This is a genomic window from Novosphingobium sp. BL-S-33, from assembly GCF_056857025.1.
The window spans coordinates 139,016-164,652 of record NZ_CM166475.1 but is presented as its reverse complement, the minus strand read 5'-3'; the positions used below and the strand labels follow the sequence as shown (position 1 = coordinate 164,652).

Here is a 25,637-nt window from a genome sequence, read left to right as displayed (position 1 = left end):
CGCGCGTTATTTGGCGTCCAGAAATGCGACGATCGCGGCGGTCGTCGCCGCTGGCTGTTCTTCCATCAGCCAATGTCCCGAACCGTCAATCACCGACTGCTGGACATTGGAAAAGGCGCCCTGCGCAACGGCCGCCATCGTCGGCCCGAAGGACTTGGCGCCGCCGATGGCCAGCACCGGATTGGACAGCTTGCCCTTCGCCATAAACGCACGGTTGTCGATCACGTCCTGATCGAACGCGGCAAACTGCGCAAAACCGGCGTGCATCGCGCCGGGCCGGGCATAGAGCGCGGCATAGTGCTGGCGCGAAGCCTCATCGAAATGCGCCGGATCGGCCGAGAATTCGTTCCAGAAACGGTCGAGATAGATCCGCTCGCGCCCGGCCACCAGCCGTTCCATATCCGGTCCGCCGAAGCGGAAATGCCAGAGCATCGGGCTCTTGAGGATCTCGTCCCACGGACCGACGCCGGGGATCGGCGCGTCCATGAGCACCACCTTGCCGACGCGCTGCGGGTTTTCGGAAATGAAGGCGAAGGCGACCATGTTGCCGATGTCATGGGCGACGACATCCACTTTGCCGACCTTCAGACTATCCAGCAGCCCGGACATGTCCACGCCCTGCGTCTTCTTGTCGAACCCGCTTTCCGCCCGGGCCGAAAGCCCCATACCGCGAAGATCGGGGATGATGACCTGATGGTTGCGCGCCAGCGCGGTTGCCAGCGGGCCCCACATGTCGCCGCTTTCGCCATAGCCGTGGATGAGCAGCACCGCCGGGCCCTTGCCGCCTACGCGAACATGCAGGGTAGTGCCGTTGGTGGCGATGTCCTTGACCGCGAAACTGGCGGGAAGCGGCACGATATCGGCCAGCGCCGGAGTCGCCGTGGCAAGCAATGTGGCAGCGGCAACGACAAGAAATTTCAACATCCTGTTCTCCTGTGACATCGCCCGGCGCAATCGGCCCGGCATACATTCGATCTGGGAAAGGGTCTGGACGTCTGGCACCGTTCGCGGCGCAGTAATGCGGACTATCTACTTCGCTTGAGACACACCTCAGCGGGCCGTGAAAGATCCTGTTTGTCGCTACGGCCAGAAATGGCCGCATCTTGTTCTTGAAGGATAGCCGCCAAATGGCCCCGACCGGCGGCGTAGTCGGCGCGACTGTAAACCAGATCCGCACCGCGAGAAAGCATTCGTGCATATCTGGCAGTGACATACGGAAGATTTCTCATGCCGCCCTGACATCGCGCTGCCCGGCAAGGACCAGACGCGCGCAAACGCGTGATCTTTTCCATTTCATAGAACGTATACAGAGGTTTTATCGGGATTTTTCCAAACCGGGTTTCCTCATAGTGTCCATTTACCGCAGCAAACGCAGCGACTTACACCTTTTTACCGGCCCTCCCAGCAAGGATCAGCATCATGGCATATGTGACCACCACCGACGGCACCCGCATCTTCTACCGCGACTTCGGACAGGGCCGTCCGATCGTCTTCTCGCACGGTTGGCCGCTCAGCTCGGATGCCTGGGACGGCACGATGCAGTTCCTTGCCAACAACGGCTTCCGGGTCATCGCGCATGACCGCCGCGGCCACGGCCGCTCGGACGCCAGCGCCACCGGCAACACCATGGATACTTATGCCGACGATCTGGCAGCGGTCATCAAGCACCTCGATCTGAACGATGCGATCCTTGTCGGCCACTCGACCGGCGGCGGTGAAATCACCCGCTACATCACCCGCCACGCCGGTTCGAACGGCACCGGCCGTGTCTCCAAGATGGTGCTGCTCGGCGCGGTCACGCCGCTGATGGGCGCGGTGAACGGCAATGACGACGGCGTGCCGATCGAAGTGGTCGACGGTGTCCGCAAGGCGCTCATCGACAAACGCTCGCAGTTCTTCCTCGACTTCCCCGACGTGTTCTTCGGCATGCACAAAGAAGGCGCGCCCAAGAGCGAAGGCTGGCGCATGGACTTCTGGAGGCAGGGCATGGCGGCCGACATCAATGCACTTTATGCCTGCGTCGAGCAGTTCTGGGCCTCGGACTTCCGCGAGGAAATGAAGCACATCGAGATCCCCGCGCTCGTCATCCACGGCACCGGCGACGAAGTCGTGCCCTTCGAGATCACCGGCAAGCGCGCCGCCGAAATCCTGCCCAATGCCACGCTGATCGCTTACGAGGACGCCCCGCACGGCTTCCCCAAGACGCATCAGGACCGCCTCAACGCCGACCTGCTCGCCTTCGCCCGCGACTGACGATCATCTTGGCGAGCAGGCCTGCCTGCTCGCCAAGCCACTCAGACCAGCGTCACTTCGCCGCGCGCCTGCAAATCCTCGGCCACCGCATCGATGCCCTGCCCGATACCGCGCGTGAGTGCGGCGGGAAGCGCCACGGCAAACCCGCGCGCGATCAGACCGTCTGCCGCCCAGCGAACGCAGTAGTCCGCCGCCACGCCGACCACCGTCACGTTGCGCACGCCCGAAGCGGCCAGCCGCGCGAAGAACGCGTCGCGGTCCACGCCTTCTCCGCCGCCGAGCGGACAGATCGCGATCCCCGGCTCCGCCCACATGTCGAACACGCCTTTTTCCAATGCATGCACCGAAATCGCCGGATCGATGAGCGCGGGATCGAGCACGGTTTCCCACCCCGCCGTGCCGCGCACGCAGTGGATCGGAAACGCCTCCGCCTCCGGCGAACCCACGTAGGCTTCCGGCACATGGGTATCGAACGTCATCAGCACGCCCGCCGTATCCTGCGGATCGAGCGCCGCCAGCCATTGCTGCATGGGCGCGACGATTGCCTCGGCATCCGGCACGGGCAGTGCGCCCAAGGCCATCACGAAGTCGCGCTGCATGTCCACCACGATCACGAAACCGGCCATCGTCACGACTCCCTACGCTGAGCCCATTGACTTATATTCAAATCGCGAATAAGTAAAGTGCAACCTGAACATAAGGGTGCATCATGGCTTTGAGCGAAGCCGAATTCCTGACGGGATACGATCCCGGCGCCTATGACCGGCCTTCGGTTGCGGTCGACCTCGTGCTGATGTCGGTGATTGGCAGAGCCCCCGCGGCGCTGCTGGTCCGGCGCGAGGAACCGCCTTTCGCCGGCCGCTGGGCGCTTCCCGGCGGCTTCGTGCGGATGGACGAGGGTCTGGACGAGGCCGCGCGCCGCGTGCTGGGAGACAAGGCGCACATGGCGGGCGCCTATGTCGAACAGCTCTACACATTCGGCGCCGTGGACCGCGATCCGCGCACGCGGGTCATCTCGGTGGCCTATTTCGCACTGCTTCCCGCCGACTGTTTCGCCGCTGCGCTGAAAGCCGACAGCAGCCTCTCCCTCGCCCGTATCGCCGTGCCGCGCACTTCGGGAGACGTGCCGGGCGAAGCATGGAGCGAGAACGGCACACTCCCCCTCGCGTTCGACCACGCGCAAGTCCTTGGCCTTGCCGTGCAGCGTCTGCGCGGCAAGATCGACTGTTCGCCGGTTGGTTTCGCGCTCCTGCCCGAGCGGTTTACCCTGCGCGCCTTGCAGGACGTACACGAGGCGATCCTGGGCGTGCCGCTCAACAAGCCGGCCTTCCGCCGCCGCATGCTCGACCGGGGCTGGCTGGAGCCGACCGGAGAGCGCGAGACCGGCTCCTCCTTCCGCCCCGCCGAACTCTTCCGGTTTCGCAGTCTTCCCATTTCCGGCTGAACAGGTTTCCCATGGTCTATACCGACATCGCCACGCGCACGTACAACCACAACTGGCGGCTCGATCCGGTCGTGCGCAGCCTGCTCGATACCGATTTCTACAAGCTGCTGATGTTGCAGATGGTCCGCCAGCTTCATCCGGACGTGCACGCGACGTTCGAGCTGATCAATCGCACGAAAAAGGTCCGCCTTGCCGAGGTGATCGACGAGCAGGAGCTGCGCGCCCAGCTCGATCATGCGCGCTCGCTGCGGTTCGGCAAGAAGGAGCTGATCTGGCTGGCGGGCAACAGCTTCTACGGCAAGCGGCAGATGTTCAGCCCGGATTTCATCGCTTGGCTCGCCACGTTCCAGCTTCCCGAATACGATCTCCGCAAGGTCGACGGGCAGTACGAACTGCGCTTCCACGGCCCCTGGACGCACACGATGATGTGGGAAATCCCGGCGCTGGCGATCATCAACGAACTGCGCTCGCGCGCGGCGATGAAGGGACGCGGCCGTTTCGAGCTGGACGTGCTCTATGCACGCGGCAAGGCCAAATTGTGGGAGAAGGTGGAACGGCTCAGCAAGCTGCCCGACCTTGTCATCTCCGACTTCGGCACGCGCCGCCGCCATGGCTTCCTGTGGCAGCGCTGGTGCGTCGAAGCGCTGAAAGAGGGCCTTGGCGAGCGTTTCATCGGCTCCTCCAATGTGCTGCTGGCGATGGATGCGGATCTTGAGGCAATCGGCACCAATGCCCACGAACTGCCGATGGTGCTCGCCGCGCTGGCGCCCGACGATGCGGCGCTGGCCGAAGCGCCCTACCGCGTGCTGCGCGACTGGCAAGACCACTATGCCGGCAACCTGCTGGTCGTCCTGCCTGATGCGTTCGGCACTGCCGCTTTTCTGCGGAACGCGCCTGCATGGGTGGCTGACTGGACCGGCTTCCGCCCGGACAGCGCGCCGCCCATCGAAGGCGGCGAGCAGATCATCCGCTGGTGGCAGGAACAGGGCCGCGACCCGCGCGAAAAGCTGCTGATCTTCTCGGACGGGATGGACGTGGACAGCATCGAGGCCACTTACCGCCACTTCCACGGCCGCGTGCGCATGAGCTTCGGCTGGGGGACCAACCTCACCAACGACTTTCGGGGCTGCGCGCCGTTCCAGACCGACGGGCTCGACCCGATCTCGCTAGTCTGCAAGGTGACCGAGGCCGAGGGGCGGCCCGCCGTCAAACTGTCGGACAACCCCGCCAAGGCCACTGGCGATCCGGCCGAGATCGAACGCTACCTGCGGGTCTTCGGAGAGGCGGGACGTCAGGCCGCCGAAGTGACGGTCTGACGCCCGGCCCACCGATCAATCTGCGGCGATCTGCTCCAGTTGCGCCATCACCTCGGGCGTGAGTTCGAGTTCGGCTGCCGCAAGGTTCTGCGCAAGGTGCGCCGGGCTGGAGGTTCCGGGAATCGCCAGCATGTTGGGCGAGCGTGCCAGCAGCCACGCCAGCGCCAGTTGCAGCGGTGTCGCCTCCAGTTCCGCCGAAAGGTCCGAGAGGGCCTGCGACTGGATCGGCGTGAAGCCGCCGAGCGGGAAGAACGGCACATAGGCAATGCCCTGCGCCGCTAGGCTATCGACCAGCGCCTCGTCCGTGCGGGTGACGAGGTTGTAGAGGTTCTGCACGCAGACGACCGGGGCGATGGCCTGTGCTTCCTGGATCTGCGCGGCGGTCGCGTTGCTCATGCCCAGATGGCGGATCAGGCCCTTCTGGCGCAGTTCCGCCAGCGCGGAGAACTGCGCCTCGATCGATCCCTCGCTGGGCGCATGGACATCGCCCATGACGCGCAGGTTCACCACATCGAGCACGTCGAGCCCGAGATTGCGCAAGTTGTCGTGAACCGCCTGACCCAGCTCCGCCGGGCTCTGCGCGGGCATCCATGAGGCGTCCTCGCTGCGAACCGCGCCCACTTTGGTGACGATGACGAGATCGTCGGCATAAGGATGAAGCGCCTCGCGGATGATCCGGTTGGTTACGTGGGGTCCGTAGAAGTCGCTGGTGTCGATGTGGTTGACGCCGGCCTCCAGCGCGTCGCGCAGCACGCGCACGGCGGCGTCATGGTCGCGCGGCGGGCCGAAAACGCCGGGGCCCGCGAGTTGCATGGCGCCATAGCCCATGCGCCGCACGCTGCGATCGCCCAGAACGTAGCTGCCGGCCTTGCTGATATCGGTCATGTACGGATGTCCTTGGATGCACGCACGGGCAGCAGGCGTTCAAGAACCGCCTGCGCCGCACAATAGTGCCTCCGTCCCACCCATCAAATAGGGCGAAGAGAAGCACCTGGTCAAGACGCGCGCGGCGCCAATCCCTCGGCAACCGGAATCCGCACCGGCGCGGCGCGGCCGAGCAGCAGGATCATCGCTGCCCCGGCCAGCACCGCACAGCCGACGATCACCAGGAACGTCTCGTAACCACCCGTACGGGCCAGCGTATAGCTCAGCAGCGCCGCGCCCGCGGCGGTCGAGAACGACATCGCCGCCGTCAGCAGGCCAAGCGTCGAACTGTAGATCTCGACGCCGAAGTGGCGGGCAACGAGGAAGGCGACAATGTCACCCTCGGCACCGAATGCGAAGCCGAGGCAGAACACGGCGGCGGTCAGGACCGCCGGCGCGTCCAGGCTCGAGGCGATGATGAACAGACCCAGGCTTGGCAGCGCGAGGCTGACGAAAGACACGAAATAGGGCGGGAACCGGTCCAGCGCGACGCCGGTGACGAAGCGCCCGGCCAGCATGCCCACCGACACCGTGCTGAGCATGACCCCCGCGCCTTCGCCCGTAACGCCGTTGGCCAGCAGCAGCAGCTTGAGCTGAACGAGGATGATGGTCTGCGGCAGATTGCAGAGCAGCATCGCCCCCAGCAGGATCCAGAAAGCGGGCATGCGGAAGATCGCCGGATAGTCCTCACGCGCGCGGCGCTTGGGCGCCGCCGTGCCGGACTTTGCGGGCGCGCTGCTGGCAGGGATCAGCAGGAATGTCGCCAGACCGGCAATCGCGGTGAAGATCGCCACCGCCTGATAGGCCGCACGCCAGCCGTGAAGCTCGACATAGTCGTTGAGCAGCGGCGCGATGACGATGCCCGCCAGCGCCGGGCCGGACGCGACGATCGCCAGCGCCAGACCACGCGCGTTCTTCACATATTGCACCGGCAGGCGCGTGTAGACGGTGGACGTGGTCGTCACGCAGATCACGCTCTGGACCGCGAAGATCACCATGTAGACGCCCAGCCGACCGTCCATCAGGCTATAGGCCAGATAGACCAGCGGCAGCACGACCTGCCCGATCAGCGCCGTGCGGCGAACGCCGAACAGATCGGTCAGCCGCCCGATGAACGGAAAGACGAACGACATGATCAGCGCAAGGCTGCCCACCATTGCGAAATCGGCCTTCGACCAGCCCACGTCCGCCACCAGCGACGGCGCGATGGTGCTGGTGATAACGCCCACCAGCGACATGCCGCTACCCATGCCGATCGTTGCGGCCAACAGCGGTCGCCAGTTACGGCGCAGCTCACCCAGATATGTCATTGCATCCTCTCGCGGCCTCAGTGCAGTGCTGGTGCCAATTCCCGTAATACCTCAAGCGCCGGCGCCATATCGAGGCCGGCTCCGGTGATCGCCTGAATGCAGACATGGTCCGCTCCGGCGGTGAAGTGTTCGTTCACGCGCGCGGCGATGGCCTCCGCATCGCCCCAGGCGAACAGCGTATCGATTAGGCGGTCGCTGGCCGACGCGATTTCCTCGTCAGTAAAGCCCAGTCGCCGCCAGTTGTTCTGATAGTTCGGATAAGTCTGGTAATTCGCGAGCGCCGCGCGGCCGATGGTACGCGCGCGCTCGGGATTGGTTTCGAGGATCACGCCCTGCTCGGGCGCGACCAGCCTGTCCGGACCCACGGCTTCGCGGGCAATGGCGGTGTGAGCGGGCGTCACCAGATAGGGATGGACGCCGCGCGTGCGCGCACCTGCAAGTTCCAGCATCTTCGGCCCCAGCGCGGCAAGACAGCGCGCCTCGGACGGCAGGCCGGCTTCGTCCAGCCGGTCGAGATAGTCCCGCATCACCGCAAGCGGCTTTGCGTAAGCCTCACCCACGATATGCGCATGGCTCACGCCGAGGCCGAGCAGCACGCGCGCACGCCTGTCTTCAGGCAAGGCCTTCCACCAGTCGGCAATCTCTACGGGATCGTGCTTCCAGATATTGAGGATTCCGGTCGCAATCGTCGCGCGCGTGGTGGCGTCGAGGAGATGGTCGATATCGCCGGTAATGTCGCCGCCAATGCCGCCGGGCACCCACAGCGCCGAATAGCCCAGCGCCTCAAGTTCCGCAGCGGCGGCACTCGCCGCGTCGCGATCTCCGAAACGCAGTTCGAGCGACCACACGCCAACCCGGCCGATTCCAGCCGTCATCGCGCCAGATCCTTGACCGTAACGGTGCCCCGAAGCGCGGCATGCTCGCGAGTCTCAGCGTCTCCGATCGCGGGAAATTCCATGCGTACGACCTTGTCCGGTTTTTCGCCTTTCGGCGTCAATGCGTGAGCCTAGCCCACCATCGGCCCGATCCCGAAACGCCGGGGCGTTATCGCGCGGGAAGTCGGAACCGCTAGACCGCCCGCTTGGCGATGCCGATGAAAAGCAGGATGCCCAGAACCGACATGATCGCCGCCATGACCAGCACCGGGCGGCCGAGCCGGAATTCGCCCACTTTCTGAAGATCCTTCAGTGTCAGCCAATAGCCGAACGAGCCCAGAAGGATCGCCGTGACGCCCAGACCCGCCAGCACCAGCCCAGCGGTCTGCGCGCTTCGGGACGAGGCGATGGTCCCGGCCTCCGCCATCGACTGCAAGACCTTGTAGATCGTGAAGCCGAAGCTGAACATCGACAGCGCGGTTCGTATCCACGCCATCAGCGTCCGGTCCGCCGCCATGACCGTGCGCAGCTCGCCCAGATCCGACGGGCGCATGGGCTTGTGAGCGGACTCCGTCATCGCGGTTCTCCCCGCAGTGAATTCGTCCGGTGGGCACGGCCTTCGATGATCTTCATCGGACACACGGTGGCGGGCATCGTTTCCTCCTTCGGAGACGAAGGAAAACTAGCGACAAGGCAGCGCGCTCCCATCGGTATAAACCCTCGGTCGCGCGGGACGCGAGCACCGAGGGCCTAGCCCAAGGCAGGCGCGATCTCTATCGGAATGCCAGTGTAGCGCACCATCCCGGTCGTCCGGTCGACCTCGCTGGTACTGGTCAGGAGATTGACATTGGCCGTCTCGTGCCCGTGCGGGATCGAGGCGACGCCGGGGCGGATCGTGTCGCTCACATTGGCGGTCAGCACGATTTCGCCGCGCGTCGTGGACACGCGCACGGGATCGCCATGCACGATCCTGTAGGCTTCGGCGTCGCGCGGATGGAGAATGATGTCGGCCGGGCTGCCCAGGAAACTGAGCGCGGCATTGAGCTTGCGCCGCTGACGCCGGGAAATGAAGCACAGCGGGTGCGCGCGCCCGATCCGGGCCTCGTCGTCTTTCAGCAACGCGTGCCAGGTAGCCACGAGAACCTCGGGCGCCAAACGCCAGCCGCCCATGCGATCGACATGGTCGTCCACCCATTTTCCGGGGAATTCCAGCGGTTTCGTGATCGCGCCCTCGCGCGCGAGTTCGTCGAAACCGGCGCGCGCATAGGGCATCAGCGATGCCAGCATCGCATCGTCCGCCCCCGCGTCGAGATCGCTGGCAGGCACATGCGGAGCGACGGGCATGCCAGCGCGCTTCATGAGCTGCGCGATCACCCACCACGCCGAGCGCCGCTCCCCCTGCGGCGCCACGACCGGCGGCGTGTAGAGTAGCGAAACGCTGCCCGCGAGCGTATCCCAGAACGAGATATCCGCCCGCTCAACCTGATCCTTGGTCGGCAGGACATGGGTGGAAAGCGCGGTCGTCTCGTTGGCGATGATCTCGAACGTGACATTAAGGTCCAGCGTTTCGAGATTGCGCCGGAGCAGATTGGTATCGGGAAATGAGCGCAGCAGACTGCCGCCGAAGTTCATCATCGCCCGGATATTTCCGGCGGCGATCTCGCCCGGCAGCGCGGCGCAGGGCCAGTCGCCGATCATCCCGTTCACTTCCGGCATCGTCGGTGCGCCGGGCGTGAAGGGATGCTCCATCACCGGGAGTTCGAAACTGTCGTAACAGGTGATGAAGCCGGGATGGAACCAGGCCCCGCCCTTGCGGTTCATACGGCCCGTCAGGATCATCAGCACCCAGGCCAGCCACTGCGTGACATTGGCGGAATCCGCCATCGTCACCCCGGTACCGGTCTCGACCACGACATGCCCCTTGCGCCGGATCGCCGCAAGCAGATCGGCCAGATCCTCCTCCGGCACCCCCGCGATAGCCGCCGCCTTCGCCCGGTCGAACCCGGCGAGTGCCGCGCGCAGTTCCTCCTGCCCCTGCACCGGCTGCGCAAGGTCCATCGGCCCGCCATCCAGAATTTCGCGCACCAGCCACGCCAGGATCGCATAGTCCCTGCCCGGATAGGGTGCGATGTGGCGGGTGGAGAACTTCGCCGTCTCGGTGAAGAGCGGATCGATCGTCCAGACCTCGCCCCGCTTCGCCGCCGCGCGGATCGGGCCTGCCGGATTGAACATGCCAGTGTTGTGGCCGTGGCTGACCATGGGATTGACGCCGACATAGAGCAGCATCTCCACATCGTCGTTGTCGGTCTTAGGAGAAAGGCCGGGGAAGCCGCCGACCATGGTCGCCACCAAGACTTTGGCTGTGCCATCGATGGTCAGCGGCGAGAACTTCGGCGCCGTGCCGAGCGCCTTATGGAAGGCATCGACCATGTGATAGCCGGAAGCATCCATGCCCAGCCCGCTGCCGAAATAGACGCCCACCGCGCCGGGGCCGTGCGCATCGATCACCGCGCGCAGCCGCTGGGCGATGTCGTCCAGACATTCCTCCCAGTCCACTTCCACCAGCACGCCCTGCTTGCGCATCATCGGCCGGGTTATCGCATCGGGATGGTGGTGAATGCCGCCGAGCGCGCGCCCCTTGGGGCAGCTGTAACCCTTGCTGAGCGGGTGGTCCCGGTCCGCCCTGACCTTGACGATCCGATCGTCTTCCAGTTCCACCACCATGCCGCACTGATTGGTGCAGACGCGGCAATAAGTACGCTTGCTGCTGGTGTCCTGCACGTAACCTCTCCCGGCTTTGGCAGCATGCGAAGCCGCATCGACGAACGCGATTCCGCATAAGTGGTCAGTCGGCCACTTAGTGCATCTTGTCAACGCCCGGGATGATGGATAGGCCGTCCGCAATGGACAAACCGATCGTTCCGAAGCGCCGCAACCTGGCCGCGACACAGGAGCGCATTGTTACCGTCGCCGCCGCGACGTTTGCACGGCTCGGCTATGCGCAGGCCAGCCTGCGCGAAATTGCGGAACGCGCCGACGTGGCGCCATCGCTCATCAGCAAATACTTCGGCACCAAGGCCCGCCTGTTCGAACATGCGCTGATGCATGTGGTGCGGGCCAACACGGTATTCAGCCAGGAAAAGGCCGGGTTCGGCGAAGCAATGGCCCGGCTGATCCCCGATCGCAGCAATGCCGACATCACCGTGATGCTGGTGCTCGCGCTGGCCCATCCCGAATCCCGCGAAGTGGCCATGCGCGTCTCGCGCCGGGAGATGATCGAGCCGCTGATGGAATGGCTGGGCCCTCCCCATGCCGCCGAGCGCGCGATGGACATGTTCGCGCTGCTCAGCGGCTTCGCGATCCAGATGCAGGGCCTGCACGAGGGGCCGATTCCCGAACACTCGCTGCGCTGGCTGGCGCGATCGCTGCAAGCCATCGTCGATGGCAGCGGAGACGCCGCCGACGATCGCTGAGCGCCGCCGAAATTTCCGCTCTACATCAACAACCCACGCCGCCTCATGGTTAATCCGGATGCACAGGCCCGCCGGATAGGGACATATGCTGAGATAGTCACCGGGACCGCCAGGAAAACGCCATGCGAAAGAGCCCGCCAGCCGACCTTACCCGCAGCGAACTCCGCCGTTCGGGCCGCCTCCGTATCGCGGCCCTGATCCTCCTGACGCTGGCCAGTTCCTGTAACCAGAAGAAATCGGCCACCCCGTCCGAACAACAGAAGCAGGAGCAGGCCGTCAAGGACGACGTTCCGCGCTCCGAAGTGGCCCTTCCCCCCGAATTGCGCTCCCTAGTCGACAAACCCTTCACCGGCGACCTCGACGAAATGATCAAGCGCCGCATCATTCGTGTGGGCGTCACCTACAACCGATCGTTCTACTTCATCGACAAAGGCTCCCAGAAGGGATTGTCCTACGAATACATTACCTTGATGGAGGACCGGCTCAACAAGCTATACGGGCCGCCCAAGAACCCGGAAGTGCACGTCATCCCCATTCCGATGCAACGGGACATGCTGCTCCCGGCCCTGCGCGACGGGAAAGTGGACTTCGTCATCGGCCAGCTGACCACTACGCCGGAACGCCAGAAACTGGTGGACTTCACCGATCCGACGCGCCGGAACGTCAGCGAACTTCTGGTCACTGCGCCCGGCACCCCGCCGGTCCGTTCGCTGGAAGACCTGTCGGGACGGCAAGTCTTCGTGCGGAAGAGTTCCAGCTATTTCAACAGTCTGGAAGCGCTCAACCAGCGCCTTGTGGCGCAGGGGAAAAAACCGGTCGACATCAAGGCGGCGCCCGAGACGCTTGAAGACGACGATATACTCGAAATGGTCAATGCCGGCCTCGTCCCCGCGACCGTGGTGGACGACTATCTCGCGAATTTCTGGCATCAGGTCCTGCCCAAGCTGGATATTCACAAGGATATCGCCTTGCGGACCGGCGGAAATCTGGCCGTCGCCGTGCGCAAGGGCAATCCGCAGCTGCGTACCGCGCTCAACGGCTTCATCGCCAAGGACGGCCTCAACTCCGTCATCGGCCGGGTGCTGAGCAAGCGTTACCTCCAGAACACCCAGTTCGTCACCGACGCGACATCGACGGACCAGCGCCAGAAATTCCTGTCCATGGTCGATCTGTTTCGCAAGTACGGCAGCCAGTACAAGTTCGATTTCCTGCTGATGGCCGCGCAGGGCTATCAGGAGTCCCACCTCAACAACGATGCCAAGAGCCATGTCGGCGCGATCGGCGTCATGCAGCTCATGCCCACCACGGGCGCCGAGCAGGAAGTCGGCGACATCCGCAAGCTGGAGCCGAATATTCACGCCGGCGTGAAATACATGCGCTTCATGCGCAACCGTTACTTCGAAAATGAGCCGATGGACGATCTCAACAAGGGACTGTTCACGTTCGCCGCCTACAACGCCGGCGCCGGCCGCATTCGCCAACTGCGCCAGATCGCCGCGGAGCGGGGCCTCAACCCGAACGTCTGGTTCGGCAATGTCGAGCGCGTCGCCATGGAGAAGATCGGCGTCGAGACGCCCACTTACGTCAGCAATATCTACAAGTACTACATCGCCTACCGCCTCGTTCTGGACGAACGCACCCGTCGCGACGCGGCCAAGAAACAACTCGAGAAGACGCTGCACTGAACCCGACTGCCCCGGCGACGCCTCCACCGCCGGGGGTCGGTTCACGGATCAGGGAATGAGCAGCAGCTTGCCCGTCGTGCGGCGACCCTCCATGTCCGTGTGAGCCCACGCCGCATCGCGCAGCGGATAGGTCGCGCCGATGTGGATCTTCAACTTGCCTTGCGCGATCCAGTCGAACAGCTGCGCCGACTTCTCGCGCAGTAGCGCCGGGGTTGCGATGTGGTCGGAGAAGACCGCATAACCCAGCTTGATGCTCCTCGGCAGGCTCATCACGTCGATGGGCCCCGGCCCGCCCAGCACCGGGCCGTACCAGCAGAACGTCCCCGAACGGCGCAGCACTGCCAGCGACCCGGCAAAAGTGGCGGGGCCCGACCCGTCGAATACCACGTTCACGCCCTCCCCGCCGGTCAGCGCCAGTACCTCTTCGGCGAAATTCCCGTCCGCATCGACGACGACATGATCGGCCCCGGCCGCGCGCGCGGCGGCGACCTTGTCCGCGCGGGAGACGCGGCCGATAACCGTGCCGCCGCGCAGCTTGACGATCTGCGTCAGCAAGAGCCCCAACCCGCCCGCCGCGGCATGGACCAGCGCCACATCGCCGGGCTGCACCGGATAGAAGTCCGTCGCGAAGTGGCTTGCGGTAAGGCCCTGCATCATCACGGCAGCAGCGGTTCGGCCGTCTATCACATCCGGCACGCGGACCAGCGCATCGACCGGCGCGACCACGCGCTGCGCATAGCTGCCGGGAAGGTAGACCCACGCCACCCGGTCACCCACCGCGAAATCACCGACGCCCTCGCCCAGCGCGATCACCCGGCCCGCGCCCTCGACGCCGAGCACCTTGGGATCGGGCGTCTCGTTCCAGGCCATGCCCTGCCGCACGCCGATGTCCATGAAGTTGACACCTGCGGCCGCCACTTCGACCAGCACTTCGCCGGGGCCGGGCACCGGCTCCTGCCATTCCACGAATTCCAGCCGGTCGGCGCCGCCGATGCCGTTCATCACTACTGCCTGCATCTTGATTCCTTTCTTGAACGATCGTTCCATAATAAATCAAAGAAAGGGGCGGCCGGATCAGCGCAGCGCGCGCATGACCAAGCCGCCGAGCGCATCCAGTTGCGCACCCTCCGCGCCGCCCCGCGCGGCAAGGCGGATACCGGCAAAGCTGGCGATAAGGTAAGTCGCCGCCGCATCGGGATCGAGCGTTGCGGCCAGATCGCCCTCAGCCTGCGCGGCCTCGATCCGCTCGATCAACCCGGCGCGCAAGGCACGGTCGGCAGCGGCATTGATCGTGTTGAGTTCGCGATGCGAGCAGCCGAATTCCGCAATCGAGCCCACACCCAGACAAGGCACCGCCGCCTCGCGCACCACGCGCGCTACCATCGCCTCGATCCCGTCGACCGCGCGAGGCCCAGTGCGCAGGGCGGCGCGGTGGGCCTGCCCCTCCGCCAGGACGTAACGGCGCAGGACCTGCTGGTAGAGCTGCCACTTGTCCCCGAACGTATCGTAAAGGCTCTGCCGCCCGATCCCCATCGCCGCGACCAGCATCTGCGCCGAAGTGCCTTCGAAGCCATGCTCCTGAAATACAGCGATGGCCGCATCGAGGGCGGCGTCGACATCGAAAGTGCGGGGTCTTGCCATGCGCCGCATATAAGGTTATTGGAACGACCATTCAATAACGAACTGACGAGAGATTCGCCGCATGTGATCCGCCCCTGACCGCAACGCCCCAACCGCCTTGCCTTCAGGGAATCCCCATGCCTGCGCCTTCCAGAATCGTATCTTCGCTTTCGCTTGCCGACGTCTCGTGGTCCACGCCCGACGGTCAGCCCGTGCTCACGCACCTTTCCATCGACTTCAGCCGCGAGCGCGCGGGGATCGTTGGCCGCAACGGCGTGGGCAAGAGCACGCTGCTGCGCCTGCTGACCGGCACGCTCGAACCCGAGCGCGGGCAGGTGATCCGTTCCGGAACCATCGGCACGATGCGGCAGATCGTCCAGGTCTCGCCCGAAGAGACCATTGCCGATCTCATGGACATCGCCCCGGCCCTTGCCGTGCTGCGGCGCGCGGAGGCGGGCACCGCCACGCTCGACGAACTGGCCGAGGCCGACTGGACGCTGGAGGCGCGCCTTGCCGAAGCGCTGGCGCAAGTGGGTCTCGACATGGCGCCCGAAACCCGGCTTGCCGCGCTTTCCGGCGGGCAGCGTACGCGCGTGGCGCTGGCGGGCGCGGTCTTCGCGCGGCCTGATTTCCTGCTGCTGGACGAACCGACCAACGACCTCGACCGCGAGGGGCGCCGCGCGGTGCGCGAATTGCTGGAAGGCTGGCGCGCGGGCGCCGTGGTGGTCAGCCATGACCGCGAACTGCTGGAAGCGATGGATGCCATTGTCGAGATAACCACGCTGGGCGCCGCGCGCTACGGCGGCAACTGGAGCGCCTATCGCGAGCGCAAGGCCGTGGAACTCGCCGCCGCCGAACAGGATCTTGCCGCGGCCGAACGGCGCATTTCCGAGGTCAAGCGCAAGGCGCAAGTCGCTGTCGAGCGCAAGCAGCGGCGCGATGCGGCGGGCAGCCGCAAGGCCGCGCGGGGAGACATGCCCCGCATCCTTGCCGGCGCCCGGCGCGACCGGGCGGAGAAGAGCGGCGGCGACAATGCCCGCCTGGCCGACCGCATCGAACAGGCGGCCTCGCAAGGGCTGGAGGACGCGAAAGGGCGCGTCGAGCGGCTGGAGACGCTTTCCGTCACACTGGCGCCGACCGGGCTTGCCGCCGGGCAGCGCGTGCTGGATGTGCGCGGCGCGACATTTGGCCATGAACCAGGCGTGCCACTGCTCAAGGGCGTGAACCTTGCCCTCACCGGGCCCGAGCGGGCTGCCGTCACCGGGCCGAACGGGGCGGGCAAGTCCACCCTGCTCGCGCTCGTTGCCGGGCGCAGTGCGCCGTGGTCGGGCAGCGCCGGGACTCTGGTGCCGTTCGCCTTCCTCGACCAGCGGCTCTCGCTGCTCGATCCCGCTGCATCGATCGTCGAGAACTTCGCGCGGCTCAATCCGGGCATGGACGACAACGGCCGCCGCGCCGCGCTGGCACGCTTTCAGTTCCGCGCCTCGGCGGCGGACCGCGTGGTCGGCACGCTCTCCGGCGGCCAGACCCTGCGCGCGGCGCTGGCCTGCGTGCTCGGCGGGGTTCAACCGCCGCCGCTGCTGATGCTGGACGAGCCGACCAACCACCTCGATCTCGATTCCATTGCAGCCGTGGAGGCGGGCCTGCGGGCTTACGACGGCGCGCTGCTGGTGGTGAGCCATGACGAGGCGTTCCTCGATGCCATCGGCGTTTCGCGGCGGTTCGGGTTGGGGTGAGCTGAGATCCCCCCGCCGGGGAAGGTGACAAGCCCCCGTTTTCCTCCCCCGCAAGGGGAGGTGGCAGCCGGTTAGGGCTGACGGAGGGGTGTCCAGCTTTCGGCGTGGCTCTCTACTGAGGGCGCGACACCCCTCCACCACCCTTCGGGCGGTCCCCTTCCCCTTGCAGGGGAGGAGCTTGGTTGCGCGCGCCCTCAGAACTTCATCGAAAACGGATCGCGCCGGTCGCCCGAAAAGTCGATGAACACATTCTTCGTCTGGGTGAACTCCAGAATCCCCGCCTCCCCGCGCACGCGCCCGAAGCCGGAATCCTTCATCCCCCCGAACGGTGCCTGGGGAGCGGCCACACGGTAGGTATTGACCCAAACCACGCCCGACTGGATCGCCCGCGTCATCCGCATGCAGCGGCTGATGTTCTCGGACCAGACGCCGCTCGCCAGCCCATAAGGCGTGTCGTTGGCAATCTGGACCGCCTCGTCCTCATCCTCGAAGGGAATGATCGACAGCACCGGGCCGAAGATCTCCTCGGCGGCGACTTTCATGTCGTTGCGCACGTCCGCAAAAACGGTCGGCTCGATGAAGAAGCCCTTCTCCAGCCCCGGACCCTCGGCCCGGCCACCGCCCGCAACAAGGCGCGCGCCGTCGCCCTTGGCGGCTTCGATGAAGGAGAGGATCTTCTCGAACTGCGGCTGGTTGGCGGCCGTGCCCATCTCGGTCTCGGGCAGGCGCGGGTCGCCCATGCGGATCTGCGCCGCGCGTTTGGCAAGGCCGTCCACCATGCGCTCATAGATGCCGCGCTGGACCAACAGGCGCGATCCGGCGATGCAGGTCTGCCCGGTGGCGCCGAAAATGCCCGCCAGCGCGCCGATCAGCGCGCGGTCGAAGTCGGCATCGTCGAACACGATGTTGGGTGACTTGCCGCCCAGTTCCATCGTTACCGGCTTCAGGTTCGCGCCCGCCGCCTGCGCAATCAGGCGGCCGACGCCGGGGCTCCCGGTGAAGCTGATCTTGTCGACCCGCTTGCTCTCGCTCAGCACGCGCCCCACGTCCCCTGCGCCGGTCACGACTTGCACGACACCGGCCGGGAAGCCCGCCTTCTCGCACATTCTGGCCACTTCCAGCGTGGTGGTGGAGGCATGTTCGCTGGGCTTGAGGATCACGCAGTTGCCCGCCGCCAGCGCCGCGGGCAACGTGTTGGTCAGGATCGCGACGGGCGAGTTCCACGCGGTGATCGCGGCCACCACGCCGAACGGCACGCGGATCGCGAAATCGAGCGTGTCCTTCTGGTCCAGCGGCACGACATCGCCATGCATCTTGTCCGCCCAGCCCGCGTAATAACGGAAGATGCGCGCGGCATAGCCCATCTGGTTGTGCGTCTCGCGGATCACCTTGCCGTTGTCAGTGGTCTCCAGCAGCGCCATGCGGTCTGCATCGGCATCAAGCAAGTCGGCCACCTTGTTGAGCAGTTTCGCCCGCTCGCCGGGCGTGGTCTTGCTCCACACGGTATCGAAGGCGCGGCGCGCGGCGGAGATCGCATCCTCGACATCGCCGGACGTGGCGACGGCGATATGGGCATGGACCGACTGGTCGTAGGGATTGATCGCCGGAAGCGCGCCGCCGTCGGAAGCCGGGCGCCACTTGCCGTCTATAAAGAGGCCGTAAGTCTCGGTCATGATGCGCTCCCGGCCAGAACCGACGTACGTACGGTGGCGACCATGTTCTTTGCCTCACCCTGCTGCGTCCAGACTTCGGCGCCGCTTTCCGTCGTCTGTCCGCAGACGTGGAGCGGCACGCCGTCGAATGCGGGCTGCTGGCCCCGGAAATCGAAGCCCGTGACCGGCGCGTCGAGGCTGCGCGCGGCGAGCGCCACCAGCAGCGTCGCCTGTAGCGGCCCGTGGACGACAAGGCCGGGATAGGCCTCTTCCTCCATCGCATACGTGCGGTCGTAGTGGATGCGGTGGCCGTTCATGGTGAGCGCGGAGTAACGGAACAGCAGCACGGAATCCGGGTTCACCTCCTCGCGCCAGGCCACATCCGGCGCAGGCGCGGCGACCGGCGCGGGCAGCATGGCAGAGGCCGGTTCGCGGTAAACGAGATCCTGCTCCTCGCTGACGGCAATGCCCTCACCCGCATCGAGATCGTGGCGGACCGTGACGAAGACCAGCTTGCCGGTGCTGCCGGTCTTCTCCTTGATCGCCGTGATCGTCGAGGTCTTGGTGACGGTCTGCCCCAGCAGCAGCGGCTTCACGAACGAGACACGCCCGCCCGCCCACATGCGGCGCGGCAGCTGCACCGGCGGCAGGAAACCGCCCTTGGCTGGATGCCCGTCCGCACCAAGGCCTTGCGGCGGCTTCACGTCCCAGAAATAGAGCCAGTGGTGCAGTAGCGGCAGCGGGTCGCCCGCCTTGCCGGCCCCGTCTCCACCCAGCGCCACGTCGAGGGCATTGCTGCGCGCGGGTTCCAGCACGTCGGTCACCGAAACGCTGCGGCCGATCCAGTCTTCGAATTCGCTCAAGTTCAGTTCCTTTGATGGAGCAGAGGCAGGCCCGCGCGCGGCCAGTCGACGGCGACCAGCAGTCCGTGGCCGGATATGGTGATCCACGCCGTCTTCATGTCCGGCCCGCCGAAACAGATGTTGGTGCAAAAGGGCTCGGGCCCCTGCCAGTATTCGAGCTTCTCACCCTCGGGAGAGAACACGGTGATCCCGCCCGTCACCAGCGTGGCGACGCAGATATTGCCGTTCGCCTCCAGCGCCATGGAATCGAAGCGCTGGTAGCCGGTCGCCTGCCCCAGCATCGTACCGCCATTGGGCGAAGGCCACGCCTTCTTGCCAAGCTCACCGCCTGCCAGGATCGGCCATTGCCACAGCCGCCCGGTCTCGGTCTCCGAGACATAGAACGTCTTCTCGTCGGGCGAGAGGCCGCAGCCGTTGGGCGTCATCAGCGGGAACGCCGCCTGCCGGATCCACGAACCGTCCGCCGCCGCATGATAGAGCACACCGCAGTCCATCACGCGGTTGTAGGTCTTGCCGTGATCGGTGAACCACATGTCGCCCTGCGCATCGAAGATGATGTCGTTGGGGCCGTTGATCGGCACGCCGTCGCAATGGGTGTAGAGCGCTGTCACCTCCCCGGTTTCGAGGTCCACGCGCTGGATGCCGCCGCCGGTATAGTCGGCCGCGCGGCCGTGCGGGCGGTTGTAGCCCTTCACGCCCTGATTATCCTCGGTAATCCAGTGGAAGCCGCCGTTATTGGCGATATAGCAGGCCCCGTCCGGCCCGATCGCGGCACCGTTGGGCCCGCCGCCCAGATGCGCGATGACCTCCTTGCTCCCGTCCGGCTGCACGCGGATCAGCCGCGTCCCCTTGATTTCCACCACCAGTACCGAGCCGTCGGCCATGGCGATGGGGCCTTCGGGAAAGATCAGCCCATCGGTGACAACGCGGTATTCCAGCTTGCGCAATTCCATCGCTCAAGCCCCCTTTGCGGTGCGCGGATCGACCACTTCGATGATCCCGGGGAAATAGCTTTGGCCGATCCCGGCATCGATGGCGGCCTGATAATACTCGGCGGCAAGACGCGGCAAGCGCGGCTCCACGCCCATCTGCTCGGCGAGTTCGATCGTGTAGCCCAGGTCCTTGACCGCATAGGGCATCGGAAAGGCCTTCTCCGGGAACTGGCGCGGGACCATCGCCTTCAGCCCATGGTTGCGCAGCGCGAAGCTGTCCCCGGACCCCAGCGAAACCGCCTCCACCAGCTTGGCGGGAGCGACGCCCGCACGCTCCGCCACGACGAACATCTCGGCCAGCGCGGCCACTTGCTCGAACAGCAGGGTGTTATTGATGAGCTTCACCACTTGCCCGCAGCCCACATCGCCGCAGAGCGTCACGTCCGATCCCATGTAGCGCAGCAGCGGCTCGATCCGCGCGAACAGCGCCTCATCCGCGCCAACCATGATCGAGAGCGTGCCGTCGATGGCCGCCTGCCGCGTGCGCGCCACCGGCGCATCGGCGAAAGCGATGCTCTTGGCCGCCAGCAAGCCCGCCACCGCGCGCGCCTCGGCCACGCTGGTGGTGGAGAGATCGACGACGATGGTGCCGGGCGCGGCATGGGCAGCGATCTCCTCGCACACCGCATGAACCTGCTTGCCGCCGGGCAGCGAGAGGAAGATGACGCGCGCCGCCCGCGCTACATCGGCAATCGAGGCGGCCGCCATCGCTCCGTTCGCGACTTGCGCGGCCAGCGCCTCCGGACTCACGTCGAAGGCGTGGAGCGGCCCGGCATGCTTGCGCGCCGCATTCGCGCACATGCCGCTGCCCATCACGCCCAGCCCGATGAAACCCAGTACGGGTATCGTTTCAGTCATCTTCCCAAGGTCCTTGCTTCTTGCGTTTCAGGTACCTGCGATCAGGTCTTCAATAGATCACTTCAGCCTCTTCCAATGCATTGCGCTCCGCCCGGCCCATGCCAAGCAGTTCGCCGTAGACATAATCCTCGTGCTCGCCGAGCGCGGGGGTGCCCCGAACTATGCCGATATCTTCGCCCTTGGACAGCCGCATCGGCACGCCCACCGCAGCACGGCGCTTGCCGTCCGGCTCGGTGACTTCGACCACCGCCCCGCGCGCGCGAAGGTGGGGGTCTGCGGCAATCTCGGGCGTGGTCCACGAGGCATGGGCAGCAACGCCCGCCGCCTGCAACCACCGCGCCGCATCCTCGGCCGGGAGCGTCGCGGTCCAGGCCGAAACCAGTCCATCCAGTTCGCGGCGATGGGCATGACGACCCGCCTCGCTGGCAAAGCGCACATCCGGCGCGATTCCGGTCACAGCGCAAAGTGCCTGCCACTGCGCGTCATCTTCCACGGCAATCGAGATCCAACGATCCTCGCCCAATGCAGGATAGACGCCGTGCGGCGCCATGCGCGGATGGTCGTTGCCGGCACGCCGGGGCTCTCCTCCCGCGGCGGCCAGCAACAGCGCCTCGCCCACCAGCGAGGCGGCAACCTCGCGCGCGGCCACATCGACATGGCCGCCCTCGCCCGTCACCCGGCGGCGATGGAGCGCGGCCATAACGGCAACAGCAGCGTTCATGCCGACGGTGTGGTCCATCACATGGCGCATCTCGACCGGCGGCCCGTCCTCGTAACCGGTCAGTTCGCCCAGCCCGCCCCATGCACCGAACAGGGGCGCATAACCGGCGAAGTGGCTGTCCGGTCCGGTCTGGCCGGAGGAGGACACCGACAGCATCACCAGATCGCGGCGCACCGCCTGCAAGGCCGCGAAACTCAGCCCCAGCCGGTCCATCACGCCGGGCCGGAAGCTTTCCGCCGCAACGTCCGAGACGGCGACGAGCCGCTTGGCCAAAGCCGCGCCCTCGGCCTTCTTCAGATTGATGCGCACCGAAAGCTTGTTGGAAGCGACCTGATCGAACGTCGCCGGGCCCATGCGGCCATAGACCGGGTGCGGTTTGCGGAAGGCATCGAGCCGCATCGCGCTTTCCACTTTCACCACTTCGGCGCCGAGCTGCGAGAGCAATTGCGTGCAGAACGGCCCCGCGTTGTGCACGGTGAAATCGGCGATGCGGATACCCTTCAAGGGGAGCGTCATGACAGCACCTCGGCCGGGATGTGGTTCATTTCGCCAAGTTCCGGCGGACCGCCACGCAGCGAAAGCGGCGTGCCATCGACGTGGACGGGAGAGACCAGCATGTTCACCAGCCCGGTTCCCGAAACGGGCACCGGCTGGAACAGGCGGCGATGATGTTCCTGACTGCCCCGCAGGATTTCGGCGGGCGTCTTGTAGCGGGCGATGGGGACCGAGAGCTTCTGCCCCTCCGCCACGATATCGTCGACCTTGCGCACGATGGCCCATTCGCGGATGTGGCGGTTGATCTCGGGTCCCCGGCGGCTGCGATCAAGGCTATCCACCAGCGCCGGATCGAGCGCCCATTGCGGGCTGCCAAGCAGCTTGACTAGACCATCCCACTGCCGCTGCTCCAGCGTCAGCAATTCCACGAAACCGTCCGCGCAGGGGACCACGCCGCCGTAACGGAACGAGCGTTCGACGCGGTGCTCGATGGACCCGTCTCCCAGCCGCTGGATCGCGAAAGCGCCCACGGCCAAGGAGGCATCCTGACTGGCAATGTCCACGAACTGGCCGCCCAGATCGTCCCGCACCCAGAGCGCCGACAAGGCGCCAAGGGCAGCGGCGATGCCGCCCTGCATCTCAGCAAAGTGCCCGGCGATCTTCACCGGCGCGCGGTCCGGGAAAAGCTCCACCGAGAGGCCGTTGGGCAGCAAGTTGCCCTCGCCCGAGGCGTGCTGGAGATTGAGCTCGCTCGCCTTCCAGTGCGCCTTGGGACCATGGGCGCCGAACGGCAGGACCGAGACGTGGACGAGTCGGGGATGGCGTGCGGAAAGCGCCGGGTCGTCCAGTCCCAGGTCCTGCCTCCCCGCGAGCGGGGAATCGTCGATGAAAATATCGCTCTCGCTGAGCAGGGCGCCCAACGCGGCCTGCCCCTCGTCCGCCGTGAGATCGCAGACCATGCTGCGGGCGCCTGCGGCGAGATAGGCGAACAGGGCCGAAGTGGGCTTCGCTCCCTCCCCTGACGGAACGAATGGAGGTTCATCGCGCAGGACCGAACCGCAAGGCGGTTCGACGAAGATCACTTCGGCCCCCTGCACGCCCAGCAGGCGCGCCGCATAGGCCGCCGCCACGCCCGAAGCGTGGACGACGACCCTGAGCCCATCGAGAGGCGCAGTCATCTTGTCCTCCCCGTCCCGGGGAGGTGGCAGCATGAAATGCTGACGGAGGGGAGTCGCGTCCTCAAGCAAGATCGCGTCAGGACGCAAGCCCCCTCCACCACCCACTGCGCGGGCGGTCCCCCTCCCCGTTTTGGGGAAGACATCAGCGTACCACCGGCAGTTCGAGGTCGAGGCCCGAACCGTCCACGAACACCTTGATCTGCGGATCGAGCGAAGGCAGCACCACCGTCGCCAGACCCGGTGTGGTCAGTTCGCCGCGCTGGTTCTCGCCCTTGATCTCGATATCGACGAGAGCGTGGCCGTCCTTGATATACTTGCGCGTCACGGTGCCGCGCGCCCAGGTGCAATCGCCCATGGTGTTGAAGCGGCTCATGCGGGTCTTGATGCGCTTCAGGAAGCCGGCGTCGCCCATCCAGTTGGTGATGAGGCTGGCCATCCATGCCGAACGCTGCGGGCCGTAATCGTAGACGCCCGGAACGCCCACTTCCTTGGCCGTGGATTCGCGGTGGTGGCCGATGCCGGTGTACTCGATGCCGCCGCCCGCTTCGGGGTTGCGGAAGAAGTGGCCCGGGTGCTTCACCGCGTTCTTGAAGATCACGCCGTGGGTATGACCGCGACCGCAGCCGACCAGGAAGCCCATGGTGTCCATCAGGCTGAGCGGGCCGCGCACGATTTCGGGAAGCTGTTCGCCCTCCTGCACTTCTTCCCAATAGCGCACGTTGCCGCCGCGAATGTTCTTCTCTTCGTCAAGAATAGCCTGATCGATGTGCTCGAATTCTTCGGGCGTATATTCGTGGGTCTTGATGTCGGCATACTTGCCGGCCTCGCGCGCGGCCTTGCGCTCGTGGCGGGTGCAGGTGCCGAGCGCGCGGGCGACAAGCTCGCCGCGCTGGTTGTAGTAGCTGGCCTCGACATACTGGAGGACGAGGGTGCCGGAGAACTGGCTTTCCTTCACCTCGACGCCGACGACGCGCTCGATGGCGGTCAGGCGGTCACCCGGGCGGATGTGGCGGAACATTTCCCAGTCGTTCCCGGCGTAGAAGCCGTGGACGCCCGGCAGACCCCAGCGCGTGCGACCGACCCAGCCGAACGCCATCGGAAAGTTCGGATGCGCCAGCATCGAGCCATGACGAGTCAGGCGGCCGACTTCGAGATCGCGATAGAGCGGATTGAGATCGCCGATGCCGTTGCAGAAGTTGCGGATCGTGTCCTCGGTCGCGTCCTGAAGGTAAGGGCCTTCAGGGCGGAGCTGCATGCCGATCATGTTCTCGGCCGCCTTGATCGCCTCGGGGGTGATCTTCCCTTCGGCGGGCGCGGCGCCGACTTCCTTCTCGCTGGTAACGGTAGCCATGATTTCGAGATCCCTTTTCCCATCGGGCAAGGGGCTTCCCCTCACCGCATCTGCATCAATGATGGATAATGCATTATTTTCGGGTGGGGTCGAGGTCCAGCGGCGGCGAAGGACGGATCGCGATTGATCGCGGAGGCGGTAACTGCCCGCTGACGGCAGGCGCGCGTAAAGGCTGCGCAAAGGGCGCGCAGGTATGTCCCATGTCACGTTAGGTGTCGTTCAGGTCACGCCCCGAAAACGGGCGTTTTCAGGTCATTCCGACCAGTCGAACGCGCCGCTTTCGACGATCCGGGCAAAGCGGCCAAGGCAGGCGAGAGCATGCATATGCTCGTCCGCGGAGACGCCGGCGCAGCAATCCTCAAGGATGACCACTTCGTAGTCGCGGTCATGCGCCTCGCGCGCGCCGGAATGCACAACGCCATTCGTGGAAACGCCGGACATCACGATCCGCTCGACCTTGTGCGCGCGCAGAATCGCTTCAAGCGCGGTGGCGTAGAACGGGCTGACGCGGTGCTTGACGATGTCGAAATCGCCCGGCTGCGGCGCGATCGCCGGATGGACTTCGGTGCCCGGCGTGCCGAGCTGAAAAATCCCGTTCTTGCGCGCGCCGGAGAAGATCGGCGAGCTTTCGGGCGCCTCGCGGTAATCGGGCGAAAACCCGACGCGCACGTAGCCCACCAACGCGCCTGCCGCGCGGGCCGCGGCGATGGCGGCGCGGGTATGCTCCAGCACACCGCGCCGGCGCACTTCGGCGGCATAGGTCTGCATGCTGAAGCCATCTTCGGCGACAAGGTCGTTCATCATGTCCATAACAAGGAACAGAGTCGTCTTCATCGCGAGGCCAGCCTTCCCTTTAAGCACCTGTTTTCATGATTCTTTTCCGCCGAAGCC

23 protein-coding genes are annotated in these 25,637 nt (G+C 65.6%); 6 read left to right on the top strand and 17 right to left on the bottom strand.

The window, feature by feature from the left end; translation table 11 throughout:
• Positions 1-6: 6 nt before the first annotated feature.
• Positions 7-924, bottom strand: a complete 918-nt coding sequence (locus tag AC1VVM_RS17645; protein ID WP_482906644.1) for an alpha/beta fold hydrolase — start codon at positions 922-924, stop codon at positions 7-9.
• Between the two features lie 495 nt (positions 925-1,419).
• Between AC1VVM_RS17645 and AC1VVM_RS17640 the strand changes: the two genes are divergently transcribed.
• Positions 1,420-2,253, top strand: coding sequence for an alpha/beta fold hydrolase (locus AC1VVM_RS17640; RefSeq protein ID WP_482956974.1), 834 nt, complete (start codon positions 1,420-1,422; stop codon positions 2,251-2,253).
• A gap of 41 nt (positions 2,254-2,294) precedes the next feature.
• On the opposite strand, the gene AC1VVM_RS17635 is transcribed toward AC1VVM_RS17640, so the two are convergent.
• Positions 2,295-2,879, bottom strand: a complete 585-nt coding sequence (locus tag AC1VVM_RS17635; protein WP_482906642.1) for an isochorismatase family protein — start codon at positions 2,877-2,879, stop codon at positions 2,295-2,297.
• Between the two features lie 83 nt (positions 2,880-2,962).
• On the opposite strand from AC1VVM_RS17635, the gene AC1VVM_RS17630 reads away from it, so the two are divergent.
• Together AC1VVM_RS17630 and pncB are read left to right on the top strand one after the other, a co-directional pair.
• The gene (locus AC1VVM_RS17630) at positions 2,963-3,697 is read left to right on the top strand and encodes an NUDIX hydrolase (RefSeq protein WP_482906641.1); all 735 of its coding nucleotides are present in this window, start codon (positions 2,963-2,965) and stop codon (positions 3,695-3,697) included.
• Between the two features lie 11 nt (positions 3,698-3,708).
• Entirely contained in the window at positions 3,709-5,013 is a 1,305-nt protein-coding gene (gene pncB, locus AC1VVM_RS17625; protein WP_132385954.1) for a nicotinate phosphoribosyltransferase, read from the top strand.
• 15 nt (positions 5,014-5,028) lie between these two features.
• On the opposite strand, the gene AC1VVM_RS17620 is transcribed toward pncB, so the two are convergent.
• The 5 genes from AC1VVM_RS17620 to AC1VVM_RS17600 all read right to left on the bottom strand — a co-directional run bounded on the left by AC1VVM_RS17620 (position 5,029) and on the right by AC1VVM_RS17600 (position 10,903).
• Entirely contained in the window at positions 5,029-5,898 is an 870-nt protein-coding gene (locus AC1VVM_RS17620) for an aldo/keto reductase family oxidoreductase (protein ID WP_482956973.1), read from the bottom strand.
• Between the two features lie 110 nt (positions 5,899-6,008).
• Positions 6,009-7,247 (bottom strand): MFS transporter, encoded by a 1,239-nt coding sequence (locus tag AC1VVM_RS17615; protein WP_482906639.1) that lies wholly within the window; start codon positions 7,245-7,247, stop codon positions 6,009-6,011.
• 17 nt (positions 7,248-7,264) lie between these two features.
• Positions 7,265-8,122, bottom strand: a complete 858-nt coding sequence (locus AC1VVM_RS17610; protein WP_482906638.1) for a TIGR03620 family F420-dependent LLM class oxidoreductase — start codon at positions 8,120-8,122, stop codon at positions 7,265-7,267.
• Positions 8,123-8,315: 193 nt separating this feature from the next.
• A complete protein-coding gene (locus tag AC1VVM_RS17605; RefSeq protein WP_482906637.1) occupies positions 8,316-8,699 on the bottom strand; it encodes a YidH family protein in 384 nt (127 codons plus the stop codon).
• 173 nt (positions 8,700-8,872) lie between these two features.
• Positions 8,873-10,903, bottom strand: a complete 2,031-nt coding sequence (locus tag AC1VVM_RS17600; RefSeq protein ID WP_482906636.1) for a molybdopterin-containing oxidoreductase family protein — start codon at positions 10,901-10,903, stop codon at positions 8,873-8,875.
• Between the two features lie 122 nt (positions 10,904-11,025).
• On the opposite strand from AC1VVM_RS17600, the gene AC1VVM_RS17595 reads away from it, so the two are divergent.
• Together AC1VVM_RS17595 and AC1VVM_RS17590 are read left to right on the top strand one after the other, a co-directional pair.
• Positions 11,026-11,595, top strand: a complete 570-nt coding sequence (locus tag AC1VVM_RS17595; protein WP_482906635.1) for a TetR/AcrR family transcriptional regulator — start codon at positions 11,026-11,028, stop codon at positions 11,593-11,595.
• 122 nt (positions 11,596-11,717) lie between these two features.
• Positions 11,718-13,280: an MltF family protein gene (locus AC1VVM_RS17590; RefSeq protein ID WP_482906634.1), complete on the top strand. Its 1,563-nt coding sequence runs from the start codon at positions 11,718-11,720 to the stop codon at positions 13,278-13,280.
• 48 nt (positions 13,281-13,328) lie between these two features.
• Here the strand turns inward: AC1VVM_RS17590 and AC1VVM_RS17585 are convergent, their stop codons facing one another.
• Positions 13,329-14,297 carry a quinone oxidoreductase family protein gene (locus AC1VVM_RS17585; RefSeq protein ID WP_482906633.1) on the bottom strand — a complete coding sequence of 323 codons (969 nt, stop codon included), beginning with the start codon at positions 14,295-14,297 and terminating at the stop codon, positions 13,329-13,331.
• Between the two features lie 57 nt (positions 14,298-14,354).
• On the bottom strand, positions 14,355-14,921 hold the full coding sequence (locus AC1VVM_RS17580) for a TetR/AcrR family transcriptional regulator (protein WP_482956972.1): 567 nt from the start codon (positions 14,919-14,921) through the stop codon (positions 14,355-14,357).
• A gap of 116 nt (positions 14,922-15,037) precedes the next feature.
• On the opposite strand from AC1VVM_RS17580, the gene AC1VVM_RS17575 reads away from it, so the two are divergent.
• Positions 15,038-16,636: an ABC-F family ATP-binding cassette domain-containing protein gene (locus AC1VVM_RS17575; RefSeq protein ID WP_482906632.1), complete on the top strand. Its 1,599-nt coding sequence runs from the start codon at positions 15,038-15,040 to the stop codon at positions 16,634-16,636.
• Between the two features lie 194 nt (positions 16,637-16,830).
• On the opposite strand, the gene AC1VVM_RS17570 is transcribed toward AC1VVM_RS17575, so the two are convergent.
• From AC1VVM_RS17570 to AC1VVM_RS17535, 8 genes are all read right to left on the bottom strand, one after another.
• Positions 16,831-18,309, bottom strand: a complete 1,479-nt coding sequence (locus tag AC1VVM_RS17570; protein WP_482956971.1) for an aldehyde dehydrogenase — start codon at positions 18,307-18,309, stop codon at positions 16,831-16,833.
• Positions 18,306-19,151, bottom strand: a complete 846-nt coding sequence (locus AC1VVM_RS17565; protein ID WP_482906630.1) for an HTD2 family dehydratase — start codon at positions 19,149-19,151, stop codon at positions 18,306-18,308. Before AC1VVM_RS17565 ends, AC1VVM_RS17570 begins: the two co-directional genes overlap by 4 nt.
• Before the next feature lie 2 nt (positions 19,152-19,153).
• Complete coding sequence (locus AC1VVM_RS17560; RefSeq protein WP_482906629.1) at positions 19,154-20,104, bottom strand: SMP-30/gluconolactonase/LRE family protein; 951 nt, start codon at positions 20,102-20,104, stop codon at positions 19,154-19,156.
• A gap of 3 nt (positions 20,105-20,107) precedes the next feature.
• Positions 20,108-21,001, bottom strand: a complete 894-nt coding sequence (locus AC1VVM_RS17555) for an NAD(P)-dependent oxidoreductase (RefSeq protein WP_482906628.1) — start codon at positions 20,999-21,001, stop codon at positions 20,108-20,110.
• A gap of 49 nt (positions 21,002-21,050) precedes the next feature.
• Positions 21,051-22,238, bottom strand: a complete 1,188-nt coding sequence (locus AC1VVM_RS17550) for a CaiB/BaiF CoA transferase family protein (RefSeq protein WP_482906627.1) — start codon at positions 22,236-22,238, stop codon at positions 21,051-21,053.
• The gene (locus AC1VVM_RS17545) at positions 22,235-23,395 is read right to left on the bottom strand and encodes a CoA transferase (RefSeq protein WP_482906626.1); all 1,161 of its coding nucleotides are present in this window, start codon (positions 23,393-23,395) and stop codon (positions 22,235-22,237) included. The genes AC1VVM_RS17550 and AC1VVM_RS17545 overlap by 4 nt, the downstream gene beginning before the upstream one ends.
• A gap of 142 nt (positions 23,396-23,537) precedes the next feature.
• Positions 23,538-24,746: an FAS1-like dehydratase domain-containing protein gene (locus tag AC1VVM_RS17540; RefSeq protein ID WP_132385939.1), complete on the bottom strand. Its 1,209-nt coding sequence runs from the start codon at positions 24,744-24,746 to the stop codon at positions 23,538-23,540.
• A gap of 252 nt (positions 24,747-24,998) precedes the next feature.
• Entirely contained in the window at positions 24,999-25,580 is a 582-nt protein-coding gene (locus tag AC1VVM_RS17535) for a cysteine hydrolase family protein (protein ID WP_482906625.1), read from the bottom strand.
• Positions 25,581-25,637: the final 57 nt, after the last annotated feature.